Source organism: Streptomyces sp. NPDC001443 (assembly GCF_053597355.1).
The window spans coordinates 41,306-58,350 of the sequence record NZ_JBSFIA010000048.1 but is presented as its reverse complement, the minus strand read 5'-3'; the positions used below and the strand labels follow the sequence as shown (position 1 = coordinate 58,350).

Below are 17,045 nucleotides of genomic sequence, written 5' to 3'. Positions count from 1 at the left end.
AGCCGTGCGGAGGTGGTGGGATTTGAACCCACGGTGACATCGCTGCCACGACGGTTTTCAAGACCGTTCCCTTCGGCCGCTCGGGCACACCTCCCGCACTGGCGCCCACCTGGGGCGGGGCGGGTACTTGGGTACCAGCCTTGAGCATTTCATAGGGGTGGTGGTCCACACAGGGTCCACCGGCTCTATTCGCGGCTCACTGGCGCCTGATCTGTGGTCCAGGTGGACGAGGGGGCCCAGGACTGCGCCGGCCTTGCCGCAACCCTGAAGAGAAGCGCTACCAGCCCTTGCGCCCAAGCCCACCCGTGGCCCCGTGGAGGCAAGGCACACAGGACCCGCAACCTTCTGATCCGTAGGATCGGGCAGGCTGTTGGGCGGGCGCTGCGTCTTCCTCCCAGCCGATCGCTGAGAGCCGTAATCAACAGCCTCTGCGTGCCGTCGTTGCCGTCAGGGCTGCCGTCAGGGCTGCCGTCAGCCGTCCCCCGTGTCGCGTGTCGCGTCAAGCGCCAGTTCACCGCTCGTCCATTGCGGTGAACTGGCCGAACGCACTCTTTCGCCTAAGGCCACGACCAGTCAACGGCCGCAGCCCCCGGCCGCCGGATGCGGTCGAGGACTGCCGTGCGGTGCGGGTTGTTCAGAGAGTCTTGCCGTTGACGAACACCTTGAACGGTCCGCTGGGGGTCACGTCGCCGATGGCCTTGGTGTCGCCGTACTTGACCTCGCTCTGGGAGAGGTCACCGTCGGCGACAGCACCGGGCTCGATGGCGCCGTCGGTGACGGCACCATCGATGGTGGCGCCGGGCACCCAGTCGCCTTCCGTGACGTCGTTGACGAGGTCCTCGACGTGGTCGTTCTTGCCGGGGCTGAGGCAGGAAGCCGGGTTCTCGCCCGGAGCGGCCTCCCAGCCACCCCAGTTCACGTTGCCCGTGGCGGTGAAGTCGCCGAAGGCGTAGTCACCGAAGGCGTAGGCACCGAACGACCAGTCGCCGAACGCGTAAGCGCCGAAGGCGTAGTCACCGAAAGTCGGGTCGTTCCACGTGGTGGCCCCGGCCGTGTAAGTCGGGGCGGCCTTCCAGCCGTTGGCGATGAAGCCGGTGTACTGGTTGGCCTTGCGGGCGTCGACGTCGAGGTCGTAGCTGAGGCTGCCGGCAAGGCTGCCGGCACGGCTGCCGGTGCGGGAGCCGGTGCGGGTGCCCGTGCGCTCACCGGTGCGCTCGCCCGCGCGGGAGCCGACACGGGCGCCCGAACGGCTGCCTTCGCGCTCGCCGTCACGGTGGAAGGTCACGACCTTCTTGCCGTTGTCGTTGACGATCGTGCAGGTCACGTCTTGCGACATGGGGCGGGTGCCCGCCTGGGTGCCCGCCTGGGTGCCCGCCTGCACGCCAGCTTGCGAACCCTCCTGGGTGGCGTCCTGGGTGGCAACCTGCGACACCGCCTGGGTCGTCGACTGCGTGGCGGTGAAGAGCAGGGTCTTACCGTCAACAGCCTTCTGAAGCGCCGAGTTGTTGTAGCCGAGGGCGTCCTGAACCGCGCCCTTGCCGATGAAGCCCTTGCCCGATGCGTCGAGGGCGACCGCCGCGGAGGCGGAGGTGGCGCCGAGGGCGAGCGCGGCCGAAGCCGCGACGCCGGTGATGACAATGCTGCGTATGCGCATGTACTGGTCTTTCTGCGGGTTTGGGGGTCTGTTCGCCGTCGCCTGACCCGCTGCGCGGCAATGCCTGTGCCCCTCTCGGTCGCCCGCCGGCTGCGGACGGCGAAAGGACAGCACTCCACGCCACGGGGGATTCGGCAAGGCGAGAGTGTGTCAGATGTGAAGGAATTATGGATCTACCGCGTCGAACTTGTGATCAACATCGCAACAGGCAGGCACGGAAGCCCTCGTCACAGTGCACACATAGCGGACCGACCGGGCCATCACCGCTTCGTCTCTACCGGCCAGAGAGGGCCTGACTCACCCAACCTCAGCACCACAGCAGCCCCCGTCCACACCCAGTGGTCGGGGGCTGCTGCCATTGATTGGTTTCAGGCTCAGTGACCGGCCGCGTGGGCATCACGGCGTCGGCGGCGGACGGCCGCGGTGTAGGTCATCAGGCCGCCCAGGACCAGGGCGAGACTGGCCGCGATGATCAGGCTGGTCGACGAGGTGCCGGTGGCCGCGAGGGAGGCGGTTCCGGCGACGATTCCGGTGCCCGTGCCGCTGAGGTAGTTCATGTTCTTGTTCCTCTCGGCGACCCGTCGGTCGCCTCTGGTGGGTGGATCACACACATCAGGTAATGGGCGCGTGCGAGCGCGGCTGTCTGCTGGTCACTTCCAGGCAGAGACGCGAGTGGCGTACGACTTGAGCACCGAAGTGACGAACCAGTACGCGCGCACGGTGGCGAAGACCAGCCCCGGCAGCATCAGCACGTCGACCAGGACGCCCTTCCAGCCGAGATGGCGGGTGCGGAAGGCGGCGTACACGACCCAGAAGACGACAAGACACAGCCAGACCGGATCAAGGACAAAGCCGCTGCCCGCGATCACGCCGGTCCAGGTGGCCAGCCAGACCAGGGTGTACAAGAAGCCGACGAAGCCGAACACCATGCTGGTGATGGAAAACCAGGTGTGCTTCGTCCAGCCGCGGCGGCGCAGGGTGTCCACCGTGCCACGTCCCCAGCGCTCTCGCTGACCGATCAGTTCCCGAAGGGTGGGCATGAGGTCGGTGTAGGCGATGCAGTGCTGATTGGCCGTAACCTTCCAGCCCGCTTCCTTCAGCGCGAGCGTCGTCTCGTAGTCCTCCACGAGATTGGCGTGGTCCTCCCAGAACACCTCACCGCGCCAGCGCAAGATGCTCAGCAGGGCCTCGGTCCGGTAGAAGGAACCGGCGCCCGACATGCTGTGGATGCCGAAGCGGTAGCGACCTCGCGCGTAGCGGCCGTACTCCATGATCTGCATGCCCAGCAGATAGCGCTGCCAGAGGTTCTTCCACAGCCCGGTGCGGCCGAGGCAGGTCGCACTGAGGCCGCCCACGCGCCGGTCGGAGGCCATGACGTTGCGCGCTCGTTCCAGGAACTTCGGATGCAGACTGGTGTCGGCGTCCATGACCAGCAGGTACTTCGCGGCCGACGCGAGCCCGCCCGGGGTCCGGTTCAACCAGTCGATGCCGTGATTGAGGGCGCCGGCCTTCTTGTGCGGGTTGTCAGGCAGGTTGAAGACGACGGTGCGCGGTACCCCGGGACGGTCGGCGAACTCGCGGGCGAACTCCTCGGTCTTGTCGGAGGAGTTGTTGACCACGACCACGATCAGGTCGGGCGGAGTGGTCTGCGCAGCCAGCGATTCCAACGCCAGCAGAACACCGGCCTCCTCGTTGCGGGCGGGCAGGATCACGGCGGTCTCCAACAGAGAGGCCGCTGCCTGCGTCACCAGTCGGCGCCGGTGCGAGCCGTGCCCGCGACGGCTTCTGTAACCCTGGTCGGATCGGCCGGGATCACGTCTTTCGTCAGTAGATATCGGGTCTGACGACACCCTCATTGCCGTGCCTAAATGCCCAGCAGTAGTCATGTGGTCGTTCATGATGCGCTGTTGCCCCCCGGCGGCAGGACTGCTGCCGCTGCTTTCCTGGCGGCCCGAGAGCCACCCCTTGCCTACTGCTGCCCGCTTCCCTCCGGTGCGCAGGCAGCGATCACCGCTGCGGCGGGCGGCGTCACAGAGGGCCATTCTCGACGGGCTGGTTACGGTCCCGGAAGAGTGACAGAGGGGCGCACGAGAGCTCAGGGCGGCTAGTGGAGCGAAGGTGGGGCGTGCGTCGCCTAAACGCGCCCCTGCGTACTCGGACGCGGACCATTCCGACCTGGCGGCGCACCCAGATGTCCAGCCGCACCACAAGCGCACCGGGTCCAGCGGGGGAACCACGGCAAGAGCAGCCGAGGAAAACAACCCCACGTCTCGGCCGTTCCGCCAGGCGAGTGCCCGAAGCAGCCTCAAGTGAACACAGCTTCCAAGCTGAAGCTCCGACGAGCCACTTTCCGCCCCCGTCTGACATTATCTGCACCACACTTGACATTTCGTCAAGGTGACGCGAAAAGCCAGGAACGCACTCCCTCCTCTCGATCGGTCTGAGATCCTGGAGTCCGATCGAGAGGGGCCGCAATGGAGTGGAAGACTCACGGTGAGCGACAGATCTACACCAACAAGTGGGTAAATCTGTGCCTGGTCGACGTCCAGCAGCCCGACGGGCGCAGGTGGGAGTACCACGTCGTTCGCCTGCGGCACTTGGCCGTGGCCGCCGTGGTCAATGATCGCCAAGAGGTCCTGATGATGTGGCGGCATCGCTTCATCACGGACTCCTGGGCCTGGGAGTTGCCCATGGGCCTGATCGAGGAGGGCGAGTCGCCCGAGGAAGCAGCTGCTCGCGAGGTCCTGGAAGAGACGGGCTGGCGTCCTGGGCCCATCAAGCCGCTGATCTACGCCGAGCCGGCCAATGGCATCACCGACTCTCAGCACCATGTCTTCCGTGCGGATGGAGCGACGCACGTCGGACCGCCTACGGAGAAGAACGAGTCCGACCGAATCGAGTGGATCCCGCTCAGTGAGGTGCGGGGAATGATCGACCGCCGCGAGATCGTCAGTAGCGGTTCACTCGTGGGTCTGCTCTACCTGCTCATGGATGAAGGGATCCGCTGACCGGCGGTAGGGCTGCCCGTAGCCGTGCCTCGAAGGCCAGGGCTACGGGCTCCCGCCTATGTGGGGCCAACTGGTCGTAGAACTCCCTGAGATGCCCTGACACTCGCTCTGAGGCCACTGCTGACGCGGACTCCAGGGCTTGCGTGGCGGTGGTGCACGCCTGGTCGACCTTGCCCTGATCCAGCTGCGTGCGGGCCAGCCAGAACGCGTGAAACGCACGGCCGCGATGGTTGGTGCCGTTCTCACGTCGTAGCGCATCCGCGATCAAGGGTTCAGCCGTCGCAGCCTCGCCGAGGCGGCCGTGGGCAATGCCCGTGTCGACTATGAGCTTCAGTTCGTCGAAGTAGCTCACCCATGACGGGTCAGGGTCACTCGCCCTGATCTGCTCGAACTGGCGGTGCGCTTCGCCGATTGCCTGGTGTGTGGACGTCTGATTGCCGAGGGTGGCGTGGGCGAAGGCTTCGCGCATGGACAGCATCGACAGGACGCGCGGGGTGGTTCCGAGGGATGAGCGGGCCTGGTCCTGGGCGGCGGTCACGAGTGCCAGGGAGTCCGCGGGCTTGTCCTGGTAGGTCGCTTGCAAGCTCATACAGGCCAGGACGTTGGCCATGAACTGGCGGTCGTCGATTTCCTTGGCCAGTTGCAGGGCCTCGGTGAAATAGGAGCGGGCCTGGTTGTACTGGCGGGCGTCGAAGTAGGTCCAGCCCGTGAGGCGTGCCAGTTCGGCGGCGATTCCGTACAGGCCGTTTTGTATGGACGGTGGTCGGCTCTCCTTGAGAAGTCCGACCACATAGCGAAGCTGGCCCACGATGGCCGGCCGCAGAGCTTCGCCACCGTGCTGGTCGTCGCGTCGCCAGTAGTCCTCGATGGAGGATCTGAACGCTTCGAGCGTGGCCGGGCTGAGACTGGTGCGCGTGGCCAGCGCCAGGATGCTGTCCACGTCCGGCCCCGGCAGCGACGTGGGTATCAGCGGCTCCGGCGCTTGCGGTGCTTCCGGCTCGGTGACGGCGAGAGCCTGAGGGGTTTCCCATGGCCGACGCGCGAGGCCGAGCATGTCTCCTGGGATTCGTAAGCCGTCCGAGATCCGTTCGATCAAGTCCATGTGTTGCAGCTGGCGACGCCCAGCCATGACTTCGCCGACGCGGCTGGGCGTCAGCTCACATCGCCTGGCGATCATCGAGGGGTAGATGCCCGCTCTGGACTTGACCAGCTGAAAGACCCTGGTGAAGTCCCGTGCCCGACACGCCTTGATCATCTCGGGATCAGTGAGCAGCCGGGCAGGTAATTCCTGCGGCTGGGATGCGTCAGGCATCGGACTGGCTCCCACCTGCCAGGGCTACGCAATGTCGCCGATTCTCTACTTCCCGCGATGTTACCCAAGTTGGGTAATCAGCCTGACCTTTTGGCGACCGTGCCCGGATCGCGATGCTCCTCGGTATGGCGAGCAATCAGCAAACCAGGCCGGGCATCGGCGAACTGGCGAAGGACGCTGCCGGGAAACGTATTGGCGTCGTCATGGGTGAGATCGGCGGCCGTGTGCAGATGCGGCCCATCCGTGGCGGCAGGGAGTGGGATGCCAAGCCGGACGACGTGGCAGCGCTCACTCCACGGGAGGAACTGAGCGCACGACTGACCGCCAGGAACAGCAACCGTCGGGTCGGCCTGTGATGCGCGCCGCCGGTCGGTATGCCGGCGTCCTGTTCATCATCTGCATCAGCGGTTCGTGCGGCCTGGTGATCGGGATGGCCCTCGGCACCGGCCAGTAGACCGGCCGCCCCGGACGGGTGCCGATTCCCCGGCTCCCCATCCCCCGTCCGGGGCTGGCCTCCAATTTCCATCCCGTGCTTGGTCGTACGAGCCTCGCTCAGCGATCAGGGCGGGAGGTACCTGCCACGCACCACCTCACACGAGGAGACAGCGCATGACGGCAATGGCGAACGATCAGAAGACCGGTCGCGCGACGGCGGGTGAGGAGCTGTTCGAGAGCCTCGCCCACTTCGTGGTCACCCACAACGGGCAGGCGCCCGAGCGTGCCGAGCGGATCGCGGATCAGGCGGTTGCGTTCGTACTCACGGCGGCGACCGCCACGGTCCCCATGGTCCCGTCGGACGACGTGGACCTCGGCCTCCACGCACTCATCCTGCACACGAAGGATTACGCGCGGCTGTGCGAGGAGCACGCGGGCCGTTTCCTGCACCACAACCCGAAGCCGGGCGGCGGAACGCGCGACCCGGAACAGGTCGCCGCTTCCGCGCATGCCATGAAGGCGGCCGGGTTCGTGGTCTTCGATGACCTGTGGACCGTGAACGGCGAGAACCTCGCCCAGTGCGACTCGGACTGCGGCCGACCGTACGGGCAGGCGTAGCACCCGACAGAAGCGGCGCGGCCGGCCCCACCTCGGCGTCGGCCGCGTTCGCTCGGAAGGAGACAGATACCTTGTCCGGCTCGACCCCTGACCTGCCGATCGTGGTGCACGACGCACTGATGCCCACGGCCTGGCGCCTGGTCCTCAATCGTCGGGGCTCCACCGTCTGGGAGGTGAACAGCCCCCGCGGCCACTACGCCGTCAAGCTCGGTCATCCGATCGAAGCCACGGCCGAGTGGCCCGCGCAGCCCTGGACGGCTCTTGCGCCGGCGCGCGAGGGAACCGTGTTGCTCCACCTCGGCCATGACCAGATCGCCTACGGCGACTGGGAGTGCGGTACGTGGAACTTTCAGCCCTGGCACGAGGGGCCGGACCTGCACATGGTGTGGGAGCCCTGTCGTCGGCCGGCCTCTTCCATCGATCCGCACCCCAGTGTCGCGCTGGGATGCGTCGAGGCCCTGGCCGAACTGCATGCGAAGGGCTGGGCGCACGGTGACGTGCAACCGGCCCACTTCATCATCGGGCCGGAACGAACTCACCTGATCGACCTCGCCCTCGCTCAAGGCGGCCAGGTACCCGAGGGGTACGACTTCCCGTACCGCGGTTGCCTCGTCCACTACGAGGCACCGGAGATCTCCCGCAGCGTGCTCGCCACCGGAGTAGCCGAGCCGACGCAAGCGGCCGACGTCTACGCGCTCGGCGCCTCGCTGCTCATCTCCGCAACGGGGTGGCGGGCCGTCGAGTACCCGGACGACGCTCCCCGCCCGATGCAGAGAGAAGCAGTGGCCAGCGGTCGACGGCGACCCGTGAAGGCGCCCGGTGAGCTGGGCGAGCTGATCGACGCGATGCTCAGCCACGCGCCGGAGGACCGGCCGACGATCTACGAGGTGGGCAAAGCCCTGAGCTGACCCCAAGGTGTCGCCGCAGAGCTCTCCCCATGCGCCGGCGGCAGACAGCAAGAGACCGGACCACCCTCAGCCTGGACAGCATTCCGGGTGGTCCGGTCGTGGAGGCCCTGATCAGGACCCCGGTGCCGATGGTACCGGGGTGGTCGGCATGCCCGAATGCGGGTGCGGCCACAACTTCGGTCTCTTGTTGTCGAGTTGGAGAGGACGTCCCTTGCGCTGCGCCCGAAGGAGTCGTGGTTCGGACCTCAGCCACAGAAAGTCAGCCACGGCGGCGAGTGCGCCAAACGAGCACCCGTCACGTGTACCTCCAGCAACCCCGCACGGATCTCAGCCACGCTTCCTGGATACGTCACGGACGGCACCGCTTCTGACCGGGGCGTTGTCGACGGGCGCGCGCCGCGTGGCTCGCCCTTGGTTCTCGGTCGGCAGAACGGCGGTATCCGAGGCAGTGCGGTCGCTCTCAGCGTCTCGGCCTGGTCCTGACACCCGGGCCGGTCGGGTTGCTTCCGGCTCTGGCTGTCCGTCTTGGCGGTGTTGCGCGCTGAGTGGCCGGGGGCCGCCGGAGCGGTGGCGGAGACAGGGAGCGGCGGCGGCCCGTGGCCGCCAGCGCGCGCGGACCGCCGTAGGCGGGCCGCCTTGATCCAGTAAAGAAACTCTGAACAGCTCCGCAGGGCAGGGCGCTCGTCGAGCACGGAGACACCCGTGCCGTCGCCATGCCTGGGCTGTCCGATCGAGCGCGATACGCAGCAAGGACACGGCGGCCTGCGGGGAGACATGACCGAGCACATACCGGACAACGAAGTGGGGTTGACCAGCATTCACGTCGGGGATGCGAATCAGGTGGCTGCGCTGATCGAGGAGATGAAGGCCATGGTCGGCCGCCTCAGCAGGGAGACCAAAGAGTTGCGGGAAGAAGTGACTCGGCTCAGGACTGCGACTTCGACTGCTGAGACTTCAGCTCCTCGACCTCACGCCGGAGCTCCTGATGCTCAGCGCTGAGGACACGGATTTCGTCCCGTAGCTCAGTGAGCATTTCAACGAGGGTGGCCCCGGCGGCGTCGGTGTCGTCGGGGCGCCCCTCCCCATGCTCAGCCTGGCCGGGCTTCTTGTCCCTGTTAGCCAAGTACCAAGCTGGTGCCGTGTAATCCGCCGAGAACTGGCCGGCGGCGTCGGTGTCCGCGACGAAACTGCCTCGGCCGTGGATCGTGTAGATCAGGCCCTCGTCGCGCAGCACATTGAGGGCGGCCCTCGCGGTCATGTTGGCGACGCCGAAGCGTTCTTGCAGCTCGCGGATGGACGGCATCTGCTCGCCCGGCTTGATCCGGCCCTGCACGATGTCGCGCCGCAGCTCGTCGGCCGCGTGCTGATACGGCGGCCGGCGGTCCTGCTTGTTCTCTGGCGCGGAGCTCATGGCCTCAGAGTAGCGACCTCTAGCACCCCTAGCACACCCCACTGACGTAGGTGTCCTATGCCATCTAACGCCTAGTTCACACAGCTCACTTGACAGTGCTAGGTCAGCTATGTTCAATGGGGATCGGGCAAGACCGCCTCGACAGAGCACGACCGAAAGGAAGTAACTCCCATGGCACGCATCCGCGTTGGCCTGCTCCCCACCTCGTCGTTCATGGTCGGCACCTTGCCGGTGCCGAAGTACGCGGACCAGGAGAAGACGCAGTTCGCCACCGACCGTGAGACCGGCGCGAAGCTCTACACGATCACCCTCTTCTTCATGGAGGAGGACCGTGCCGAGGCGCTGAAGATCACCGTTCCGGAGACCGGTCTTCCCAACGGCCTCCGGCCCGGCGTTCCGGTCGCACCGGTGGAGCTCTTCGCCACCCCGTGGGCGCGGATCTTCAACGGATCGCTCTCGGACGGCATCGCCTACCGCGCGGACCGGCTGGACCTCGTGGCCCCGGCCGCTGAAGCGGCATGAACGGCGCGGCTGTCTGGTCCGGCGCTGAGCGCAGCTATCCGCTGCCTCACGCCGGGCCGGATGCCCGGTTCACCGAGTCACTCGTGAACTCGGTGGCGGCCGTGCTCATCGGCTACGGCTACCCCCGCCTCGACGCCCCGGGGGACCGGGCGGCTCTCGAATCGGCCCTGGTGGCCTTCCTCTACAACTCATTGGAGAACGGCAAATGAAGGATCCGAACAGCCCTGCGGAAGGGGCCTTAGGCCACGGCTCCTTGGTGGTTGACCTGGCGCTGGCCGTACTCGTCGGCTGGACGGTGTGGTGGGTGGTCCGCTACCTGCGTGCGGACGCCATGACCCGTCAGTCGATCCGGCAGGCAGTACGGGTGCGGTGGGGCTGGAAGCGGCTCGCACCGATGCTCAAGCTGTCGGCCGTGGACAAGACCCCGACCGCGCTGGCGTCGCTGAAGAACACGAATGGCAGGCCCATCAAGCCCCGAGTTCTCATCCCCGCCTTGAAGGTCACGCATGACGCGTACGGGGTGATCGCACGGGCGCGCTGCCTGCCTGGGGTGGGTCTCCACCAGTTCCAGAAGGCGGCTCCGCATCTGGCGGATGCATGGAGGTGCACGCGGGTCGCGGTCACCCAGGACAGGCCCGGACGAGTGCTGATACGCGGTGTCCGGCTGGATCCGCTGAAGTTCCCCACCGAGCATCACCCCACGGGTGAGGAGCCGGACGAGACGGCCCGGTGGGATCTGGGCGTGGACGAATACGCGCAGCCGGTGTCCGTGGACCTCGCGCAGGTGCCTGGCGTGACCGTCGCCGGCCTCCCCGGCTTCGGCAAGACGAGCCTGGTCAACCGGCTGCTCTCGGACTGGGCGCCGTCGCCCGCGGTGCAGTTCGCCTGCGCGGACGGCAAGGTGTCGGCCGCGCACGAGGGCGACTACGCCGACTGGGTCCAACGCATGTTCGCCTTCGTGGGCGATGACCTGGAAGAGGCGAACAAGCTCTTCCGGCGACTGGTGGAGCTGCGGCGCGCCCGTTCGGCGTCGGTGCGCTCGGTGCTCGGGGTGAAGTCCATGTGGGACCTCGGCCCGTCCGAGAGCTGGCCGCTGGTGGTGCTGATCATCGACGAAGCGCACACGTACTTCCGCGATCACAAGGGCAGCGATCCGACGACGAAGAAGCTCGCCGCGCTCGCTGCCGAGAACGCCCGGCTCGTGGAAGACCTGGTGAAGAAGGGCCGTTCCGTGGGCCTGCTCGTCATCCTCACCACCCAGAAGTCCACCGGCGACGCGATCCCCACCTTCATCCGCGACGTGTGCCCTGTGGGCCTGAGCTTCGCCCAGAAGACCGCCGAAGCCGCCGTGGCCGCGCTCGGTGAGGAAATCCGCGAATGGCCGGACGCCAACCCGATCAACCTCCAGGACCCCACGTATGTCGGCGTCGCGTCCATGAACCACCAGTCGCAGCCCGGCTTCACTCGCATCCGTACGCCGTACGTCCCGGACGCTGACGCGGCCCGTGTCGCTGAGCAGACCGCGAACCTGGCCACCGACCCCTACGCCCTCCTCGAAGCCGTCCTCGGCCCTCGGATGGCGGACACCGATCTGATCAAGGCCGACGACGCCGAAGCGGCCTGACCGACTGCCCCTGACGCTCACAACGCCAAGCGAGAGGAGGTGAACACCCATGACAGAGGACCGAATCACTCAGCGCACCATCACCGCCGTCATGATCGTCATTGCCGCGCTGGCGTTCGTCTTCTCCTTCGGCAACGTCTGGTCTCTGGCCCTGCGTCTGGGCGTCCCCGGCCCGATCGCGCCGCTCATCGCACCGATGGTGGACCTCTCCGTGGTCGGCCTCCTGGTCGCCCTGCGGTACCTCTCCCTGCGCGGCCTTCCCGCCGAACAGATGACGGCTGCCACCCGTCTGATGCACTTCTCCGGACTGCTAACCCTGGCCCTCAACGTCGCCGAACCGATCGCCGCCAGACACTACGGCCGCGCCGCCGTGGATGCCGTGGCCCCGCTGCTCCTCCTCGGCTGGGGCTCCGTCGGCCCGCAACTCCTCAGGGCCTTCCACACCGTCGTGCGGCCGGCCGCCCCGGCTTCCCTGCCGGACCGGACCGAGGCTCAGCCCGAGGAGACGCCCTCCGACCCGGTCCCCGCTACGGCACCGCCCACCGTCCCGGCCGAGCCCATCACGCCGATGTCGACCCCGGCCCCGCTCGCGCCGCCCACCGCCCCGGTTCCTGCCTCAGCTGCGGTCAAGGTGCCTGAGCCGCTCCTCACCGAAGCACGTTCCATCGCTGCGTCCCACCGCGCCGAGCACAGCGAGCCCATCACCGCGGCTCAGCTCAAGACGCGGCTCGGCATCGGCCTGCCCATGGCCATCGCACTCCACGCCGCCCTGTAGGGCCGCGTCCTTCGCAAGCTCCCGGCATCTCTGCCTCGCCCTCTCCGGGCCCGACCTGTCATGCCTGCGGGCAGCAGCCCGAGCGCACTGAATCGCTGCTGCCCGCAGGTCTCACCCTCGCGCCAGAAGGGACACCCCGCCACCCATGCGTCGCCCCCTCGACCTGCGCCACGTCATCAGTCCCGGCCTGCGGGACCTGGTCGAACTGGCCAACACCCACGACTTCGACCGCGTCACCGAACAGGTCCGCAACCTGCGTGGCTGCACGAACCCCGTCAACCTGCACGGCTGGACGGTCACCACCGACCGGACCACCAGGCAGGTGATCCACTCCTACCGCTCCGAGAACGAACCCTCCGGGCGCCTGCTCACCACCTGCGGCAACCGTCGCGCCTCCCGCTGCCCCGCCTGCTCTCGCCTCTACGCCGCCGACACGTACCACCTGATCAAGGCCGGCCTGTCGGGCGGCAAGAACGTCGCCGAGTCCGTTCGGGACCACCCCCGCGCCTTCGTCACCCTCACCGCTCCCTCCTTCGGCCCCGTCCACAACCGCCCCACCACCGATGTGGGCAAGCCGCGTCCCTGCGCGTGCGGCGAAAGCCACTCCGCCGACGCTCCCGAACTCGGCACCCCGCTCCGCCCGGCGGGCTACGACTACGCGGGGGCCGTGTTGTGGAACGCCCATGCCGGAGCTCTGTGGGCGCGATTCACCACCTATCTGCGTCGCGCGCTTGCCGAGCACCTCGGCATGACGCAGAAGGCGCTCACCGCGGCCCTCCGCGTCTCCTTCGCCAAGGTCGCCGAGTACCAACAACGCGGCCTGGTCCACTTCCACGCCGTGATCCGCTTCGACGGACCCGAGGGCCACACCAGCTCGCCCCCGCCCTGGGCCACCTTCCACGCGCTTCACGTCGCCGTGGGCCTGGCGGTCGAGCGTGCCCGGCTCACCGTGGAATCGGACGCCGTCGGCGAGCGCGTCATCGAGTGGGGCGACCGGTTCAAGGTCGATGAGATCTCGGCCCTGGGCGACGGCGAACTCACGGACGCCAAGGTCGCCGGATACGTCGCCAAGTACGCCACCAAGAACGCCGAGGGCGCGGGAACGGTGGACCGCACCCTCACATGCCACCACTGCGCTGGACGCGGCCACGTACGCGGCCCTGACGGCTTCCGCGATCTGTGCGCCGACTGCGACGGCACCGGCCAGGCCGAGCCCCTCGCCTCCCTCCCCGTACAGCAGCACGCCCGGCAGATGATCCGCACCGCCTGGGACCTCGGCCACCTCCCAGAGTTCGCCCATCTCAAGCTCTGGAAGTGGGCCCACATGCTCGGCTTCCGCGGCCACTTCTCCAGCAAGTCCCGCGCCTACTCGACCACCCTCGGCGCCCTCCGCGACGTACGCCGTGCCTGGCGCACCGCCCAGGCCGAAGCCGCCCGCATCCGGGCCGGCCTCCCCGTCGACGACGAGAACACGACCCTCGTCACCGACTCCTCGTGGTCCTACCTCAGCAGCGGCTACCGCCCCGGCGAGGAACTCCTCGCGGCCCAGGTCCGCCACGACTTAGCCCACACCGCGCGTCTGAAATCCGAAGGAGAACCCTGGCTGTGACTACCCGGACTCACGCCGACACGCGGACCCTGACACTGGTCGAAGCGCTCGCTGAGATCAGGGTCTCCCGAGCGGCCTTCTACCGAATGCGCGCCCGGGGCCAGGCTCCGAAGCATCTGAAGCTCCCCAACGGCCAGATCCGTATCCGCCGGGCTGATCTCGATGCCTGGTTCGACGGCTGCGAGGTGCAGGAAGCGTGCTGACTTATGACGTTCAGGTCTGGGGCATCCGTAAGCGGCCCAACCGTGCCGCGGCCTATCAGCTTCGGTGGCGCGTCGGCCCGCGTCCCTTCTCCAAGAGCTACAAGATCAAGGCTCAGGCCGACGGGCGCCGCTCAGAGCTCCTGACCGCCTTACGCAACCGCGAGCAGTTCGATATGGACACCGGTCTGCCCGCCTCGGAGGTACAGGCCCTCAACTCCTCGACCTGGTACGTCCACACTCGCGCCTACGCCGAGATGAAGTGGCTGGTCGCCTCGGCCAAGCACCGTGCGAGCATCGCTGACACGCTCGCCACCATCACGCCGAAGCTGGTCAAGGACAAGCGTGGGGCTCCGGCTCCGAAGGTGCTCCGCATCGCGCTCTACTCGTGGGTCTACCGGTTCGTCGTCGGCGATGACGGCACGCTGAGGCCGCGTCTCGACGTTGAAGAGCCGCCTGCGGACATCGTGGCCGCGCTGGACTGGATCGGCCGGAAGTCCGTGGACATCACCGACCTCAACACTCCTGCGGTGGTTCGTAGGGCGCTCGACGCGCTGACGTTGAAGCAGGATGGCACGGCCGCTGCCGAGAACACGGTGAACCGCAAGCGGACGGTCTTCAGCAACTGTCTCCGGTACGCGGTAGAGCGGGAGCTGCTGACGACCCTGCCCCTCGACAAGGTCGACTGGACCCCGCCCGAAACTGACGACGAAATCGACTTTCGGTTCGTACCCGGCCCGAAGCTGGCGAAGGCGCTGATCGACTCTGTAGGCAAGCAGGGGGCACGGGGGCGGTACCTGATGGCGTTCTTCGGCTGCCTCTACTACGCGGCCAACCGCCCTGGGGAGGCGGCCAATCTCCGCGAGAACGACTTCACCTTGCCCGAAGAAGGGTGGGGTGAAATCTTGCTGTCGACGAGCACGCCTCGCGTCGGATCCGGATGGACCGACACGGGCGAGTCGTTCGATACGCGCGGCCTGAAGAAGCGGGCCCGCAAGGCGACGCGACCTGTACCGATTCCCCCCGTCCTCGTGCGCCTGGTCCGCGAGCACATCAAGGAGTTCGGCACCGCTGAAGACGGCCGGCTGTTCCATGCGGCCCAGGGTGGCGGTCTGCTGTCCAAGGAGTACGGAAAGATCTGGAAAGCGGCTCGTCTCGCGGTGCTGACCGACTCTGAAGCGGCTTCCCCTCTGGCGGACGTGCCGTACTCCCTGCGGCACGCGGGCGTCTCGCTCTGGCTTGAGTCTGGCGTCTCCCCAGCCGAAGTCGCACGCCGGGCCGGCCACAGCATCGCGGTCCTGTTCCGCTTCTACGCCAAAGCGATCCATCGCAACCAGCAGCATGCGAACCAGCAGATCGATCGGGCACTTGGCTTTACTGATGAGTATTAGACATATCGTTCAGCACCGTGGCGCCGCCTCCACCTACTTCTGGTGAGGCGGCGCCTCGGCTTTGTCGAGTCGCCTCTCTGTGGCGATTCGCGATGCCCACCGAGGCTTCGAACCCAAGCTGGCCCTGATCTGTGCACTACCTCCGCAGGAACGCATGCAGCAGCGTGACAACGGCGACGGCCACCCCAAGGGCTGCGCCAAGAGCCGGGTGGTTCAAAACCAGGTAGACGGTGAAGGCCCCGACGAGCATGAGCAGAAGGGTGCGTGTGCTGATGTGATCCATTTACCTCTCCAAGTGGGTGACTTGGATCAAGCGTCAGTAGCCCTCCGCCTCGGTTGACGGTTTCTTACAGCCCTTCGTGATCTTTTACAGTCTCTGACACACCATGACGCTAGGTGACATCATGGGCAGGTCATGTGGGGAAGAAAAACAGGGGGTAACGCGTGGCGCAGTGGCTGAGGCCGAAGCTTCCCGAAGGGCCTCTCCAAGTCTTAAACCGAGAACTCCACGCGCTGCATGGCAAAGCGGGGTACCCCTCAGCTCGCAAGCTCTACCTGGCTGTGGGCAAGGTTGTCAGTCACACGAACATCCACCATGCCTTCATCAAGCCCACCCTGCCGTCCTGGGGCGTGGTCGAAGTGGTTGTCGAGCAACTGACTCACCTTGCTCGCCCCCGTCTTGTGGCTGAGACGGAGGTCAACCGCTTCAAGATCCTTTGGGACGAAGCGCATGCTTCACCTTCGATCCCTCGACCGACCGCCCATGCTCCAGGGTCACTGCAAACGAGTGAACGTAAGCCCACACCTGACAGCGCCCCCGCAACCTTCCTTCCTGGCGCGTTCATCAACCGAAACCGACTGATCTACGAGGCGATCCTTGACCTTCACAGGGCAGGAAAGCCAGTGGGCGTACCTCAAGTCGCCGCTGAACTCGAACGACGAGGCCAGCTCGAATTTTGCGGCGGCGAAGACTACCTGTTCGAGTGCGTGAAGGTTGCCATCAAGGGGGCGTACGACGCAGGAACTAGCCTCTCCGAGTTCGCTGCTCAGAACGCACGCAAGGTACGGACCGCCGCCAAAGCGCGGGAAGAGCTGCTGGTTTCTGTGTTCCAGCACGGCTCGAACCCTGAGCGCGTACGACAAGCTTTCGAGCAGGCGACCGATCTGCATCCGCACTGGACGCGGACGCAGGGTGGGAACGACGCGTCGGAATGACTTCCGTCTCGCGCAGGCCGCCCTCGCTCTGACCCGTGGGTGGCTGCCATAGCTGGCCGGAGGCACCTGATGAGGGGCTAACTCAGCCGGAAATCTGGTCCACCCGTGGTCCACACGCGCTGATCCACAACGCGACAGAGCCGGATCAAGGTGAGACAGGGCCATGCAGAAGGGGTGCCTCTCGCCGAGAGGCACCCCTTCTGATCTGCATCGCTTCTAGCCGTGCGGAGGTGGTGGGATTTGAACCCACGGTGACATCGCTGCCACGACGGTTTTCAAGACCGTTCCCTTCGGCCGCTCGGGCACACCTCCCCGCGGCGCCGTTCACCGGCGACGCGGGGACAAGAGTAACGGGTTGGCACG

Annotated in this window: 18 protein-coding genes and 2 tRNA genes; 12 read left to right on the top strand and 8 right to left on the bottom strand. The window is 66.8% G+C overall.

The window, feature by feature from the left end; all coding sequences use genetic code 11:
- Positions 1 to 7: 7 nt before the first annotated feature.
- The 4 genes from ACWC24_RS36005 to ACWC24_RS35990 form a co-directional block, all read right to left on the bottom strand.
- Positions 8 to 94, bottom strand: a tRNA-Ser gene (locus tag ACWC24_RS36005).
- A gap of 540 nt (positions 95 to 634) precedes the next feature.
- Entirely contained in the window at positions 635 to 1,654 is a 1,020-nt protein-coding gene (locus ACWC24_RS36000) for a hypothetical protein (RefSeq protein WP_450667116.1), read from the bottom strand.
- A gap of 374 nt (positions 1,655 to 2,028) precedes the next feature.
- Complete coding sequence (locus ACWC24_RS35995; RefSeq protein ID WP_450667115.1) at positions 2,029 to 2,211, bottom strand: hypothetical protein; 183 nt, start codon at positions 2,209 to 2,211, stop codon at positions 2,029 to 2,031.
- Between the two features lie 93 nt (positions 2,212 to 2,304).
- Complete coding sequence (locus tag ACWC24_RS35990) at positions 2,305 to 3,366, bottom strand: glycosyltransferase (RefSeq protein WP_450667114.1); 1,062 nt, start codon at positions 3,364 to 3,366, stop codon at positions 2,305 to 2,307.
- A gap of 762 nt (positions 3,367 to 4,128) precedes the next feature.
- Here ACWC24_RS35990 and ACWC24_RS35985 point away from each other — a divergent pair.
- Positions 4,129 to 4,662: an NUDIX hydrolase gene (locus ACWC24_RS35985; RefSeq protein WP_450667113.1), complete on the top strand. Its 534-nt coding sequence runs from the start codon at positions 4,129 to 4,131 to the stop codon at positions 4,660 to 4,662.
- Here the strand turns inward: ACWC24_RS35985 and ACWC24_RS35980 are convergent.
- Positions 4,640 to 5,974, bottom strand: a complete 1,335-nt coding sequence (locus ACWC24_RS35980) for a hypothetical protein (protein ID WP_450667112.1) — start codon at positions 5,972 to 5,974, stop codon at positions 4,640 to 4,642. The genes ACWC24_RS35985 and ACWC24_RS35980 overlap by 23 nt on opposite strands.
- A 113-nt stretch (positions 5,975 to 6,087) precedes the next feature.
- On the opposite strand from ACWC24_RS35980, the gene ACWC24_RS35975 reads away from it, so the two are divergent.
- The 3 genes from ACWC24_RS35975 to ACWC24_RS35965 all read left to right on the top strand — a co-directional run bounded on the left by ACWC24_RS35975 (position 6,088) and on the right by ACWC24_RS35965 (position 7,935).
- A complete protein-coding gene (locus ACWC24_RS35975; protein WP_450667111.1) occupies positions 6,088 to 6,330 on the top strand; it encodes a hypothetical protein in 243 nt (80 codons plus the stop codon).
- Positions 6,331 to 6,583: 253 nt separating this feature from the next.
- Positions 6,584 to 7,027: a hypothetical protein gene (locus ACWC24_RS35970; RefSeq protein WP_450667110.1), complete on the top strand. Its 444-nt coding sequence runs from the start codon at positions 6,584 to 6,586 to the stop codon at positions 7,025 to 7,027.
- A gap of 71 nt (positions 7,028 to 7,098) precedes the next feature.
- Positions 7,099 to 7,935 (top strand): protein kinase, encoded by an 837-nt coding sequence (locus ACWC24_RS35965; RefSeq protein ID WP_450667109.1) that lies wholly within the window; start codon positions 7,099 to 7,101, stop codon positions 7,933 to 7,935.
- Positions 7,936 to 8,860: 925 nt separating this feature from the next.
- Here the strand turns inward: ACWC24_RS35965 and ACWC24_RS35960 are convergent.
- The gene (locus ACWC24_RS35960) at positions 8,861 to 9,346 is read right to left on the bottom strand and encodes a winged helix-turn-helix domain-containing protein (RefSeq protein ID WP_450667108.1); all 486 of its coding nucleotides are present in this window, start codon (positions 9,344 to 9,346) and stop codon (positions 8,861 to 8,863) included.
- 171 nt (positions 9,347 to 9,517) lie between these two features.
- Between ACWC24_RS35960 and ACWC24_RS35955 the strand changes: the two genes are divergently transcribed.
- From ACWC24_RS35955 to ACWC24_RS35925, 7 genes are all read left to right on the top strand, one after another.
- On the top strand, positions 9,518 to 9,868 hold the full coding sequence (locus ACWC24_RS35955; protein ID WP_450667107.1) for an SCO3933 family regulatory protein: 351 nt from the start codon (positions 9,518 to 9,520) through the stop codon (positions 9,866 to 9,868).
- Positions 9,865 to 10,077 carry a hypothetical protein gene (locus ACWC24_RS35950; protein WP_450667106.1) on the top strand — a complete coding sequence of 71 codons (213 nt, stop codon included), beginning with the start codon at positions 9,865 to 9,867 and terminating at the stop codon, positions 10,075 to 10,077. The genes ACWC24_RS35955 and ACWC24_RS35950 overlap by 4 nt, the downstream gene beginning before the upstream one ends.
- The gene (locus tag ACWC24_RS35945; protein ID WP_450667105.1) at positions 10,074 to 11,492 is read left to right on the top strand and encodes an FtsK/SpoIIIE domain-containing protein; all 1,419 of its coding nucleotides are present in this window, start codon (positions 10,074 to 10,076) and stop codon (positions 11,490 to 11,492) included. Before ACWC24_RS35950 ends, ACWC24_RS35945 begins: the two co-directional genes overlap by 4 nt.
- 49 nt (positions 11,493 to 11,541) lie before the next feature.
- Positions 11,542 to 12,267, top strand: coding sequence for a DUF2637 domain-containing protein (locus ACWC24_RS35940; protein ID WP_450667104.1), 726 nt, complete (start codon positions 11,542 to 11,544; stop codon positions 12,265 to 12,267).
- 145 nt (positions 12,268 to 12,412) lie between these two features.
- Positions 12,413 to 13,876, top strand: coding sequence for a replication initiator (locus ACWC24_RS35935; RefSeq protein ID WP_450667103.1), 1,464 nt, complete (start codon positions 12,413 to 12,415; stop codon positions 13,874 to 13,876).
- Positions 13,873 to 14,079 carry a helix-turn-helix transcriptional regulator gene (locus tag ACWC24_RS35930; RefSeq protein ID WP_450667102.1) on the top strand — a complete coding sequence of 69 codons (207 nt, stop codon included), beginning with the start codon at positions 13,873 to 13,875 and terminating at the stop codon, positions 14,077 to 14,079. Before ACWC24_RS35935 ends, ACWC24_RS35930 begins: the two co-directional genes overlap by 4 nt.
- Positions 14,073 to 15,467, top strand: a complete 1,395-nt coding sequence (locus ACWC24_RS35925; RefSeq protein WP_450667101.1) for a tyrosine-type recombinase/integrase — start codon at positions 14,073 to 14,075, stop codon at positions 15,465 to 15,467. Before ACWC24_RS35930 ends, ACWC24_RS35925 begins: the two co-directional genes overlap by 7 nt.
- 136 nt (positions 15,468 to 15,603) lie before the next feature.
- Here the strand turns inward: ACWC24_RS35925 and ACWC24_RS35920 are convergent, their stop codons facing one another.
- The gene (locus ACWC24_RS35920; protein ID WP_450667100.1) at positions 15,604 to 15,750 is read right to left on the bottom strand and encodes a hypothetical protein; all 147 of its coding nucleotides are present in this window, start codon (positions 15,748 to 15,750) and stop codon (positions 15,604 to 15,606) included.
- A 161-nt stretch (positions 15,751 to 15,911) separates the two neighbouring features.
- On the opposite strand from ACWC24_RS35920, the gene ACWC24_RS35915 reads away from it, so the two are divergent.
- Positions 15,912 to 16,682, top strand: a complete 771-nt coding sequence (locus ACWC24_RS35915; protein WP_450667099.1) for a DnaB-like helicase N-terminal domain-containing protein — start codon at positions 15,912 to 15,914, stop codon at positions 16,680 to 16,682.
- Between the two features lie 225 nt (positions 16,683 to 16,907).
- Here ACWC24_RS35915 and ACWC24_RS35910 read toward each other — a convergent pair.
- Positions 16,908 to 16,994, bottom strand: a tRNA-Ser gene (locus ACWC24_RS35910).
- Between the last annotated feature and the right edge of the window lie 51 nt (positions 16,995 to 17,045).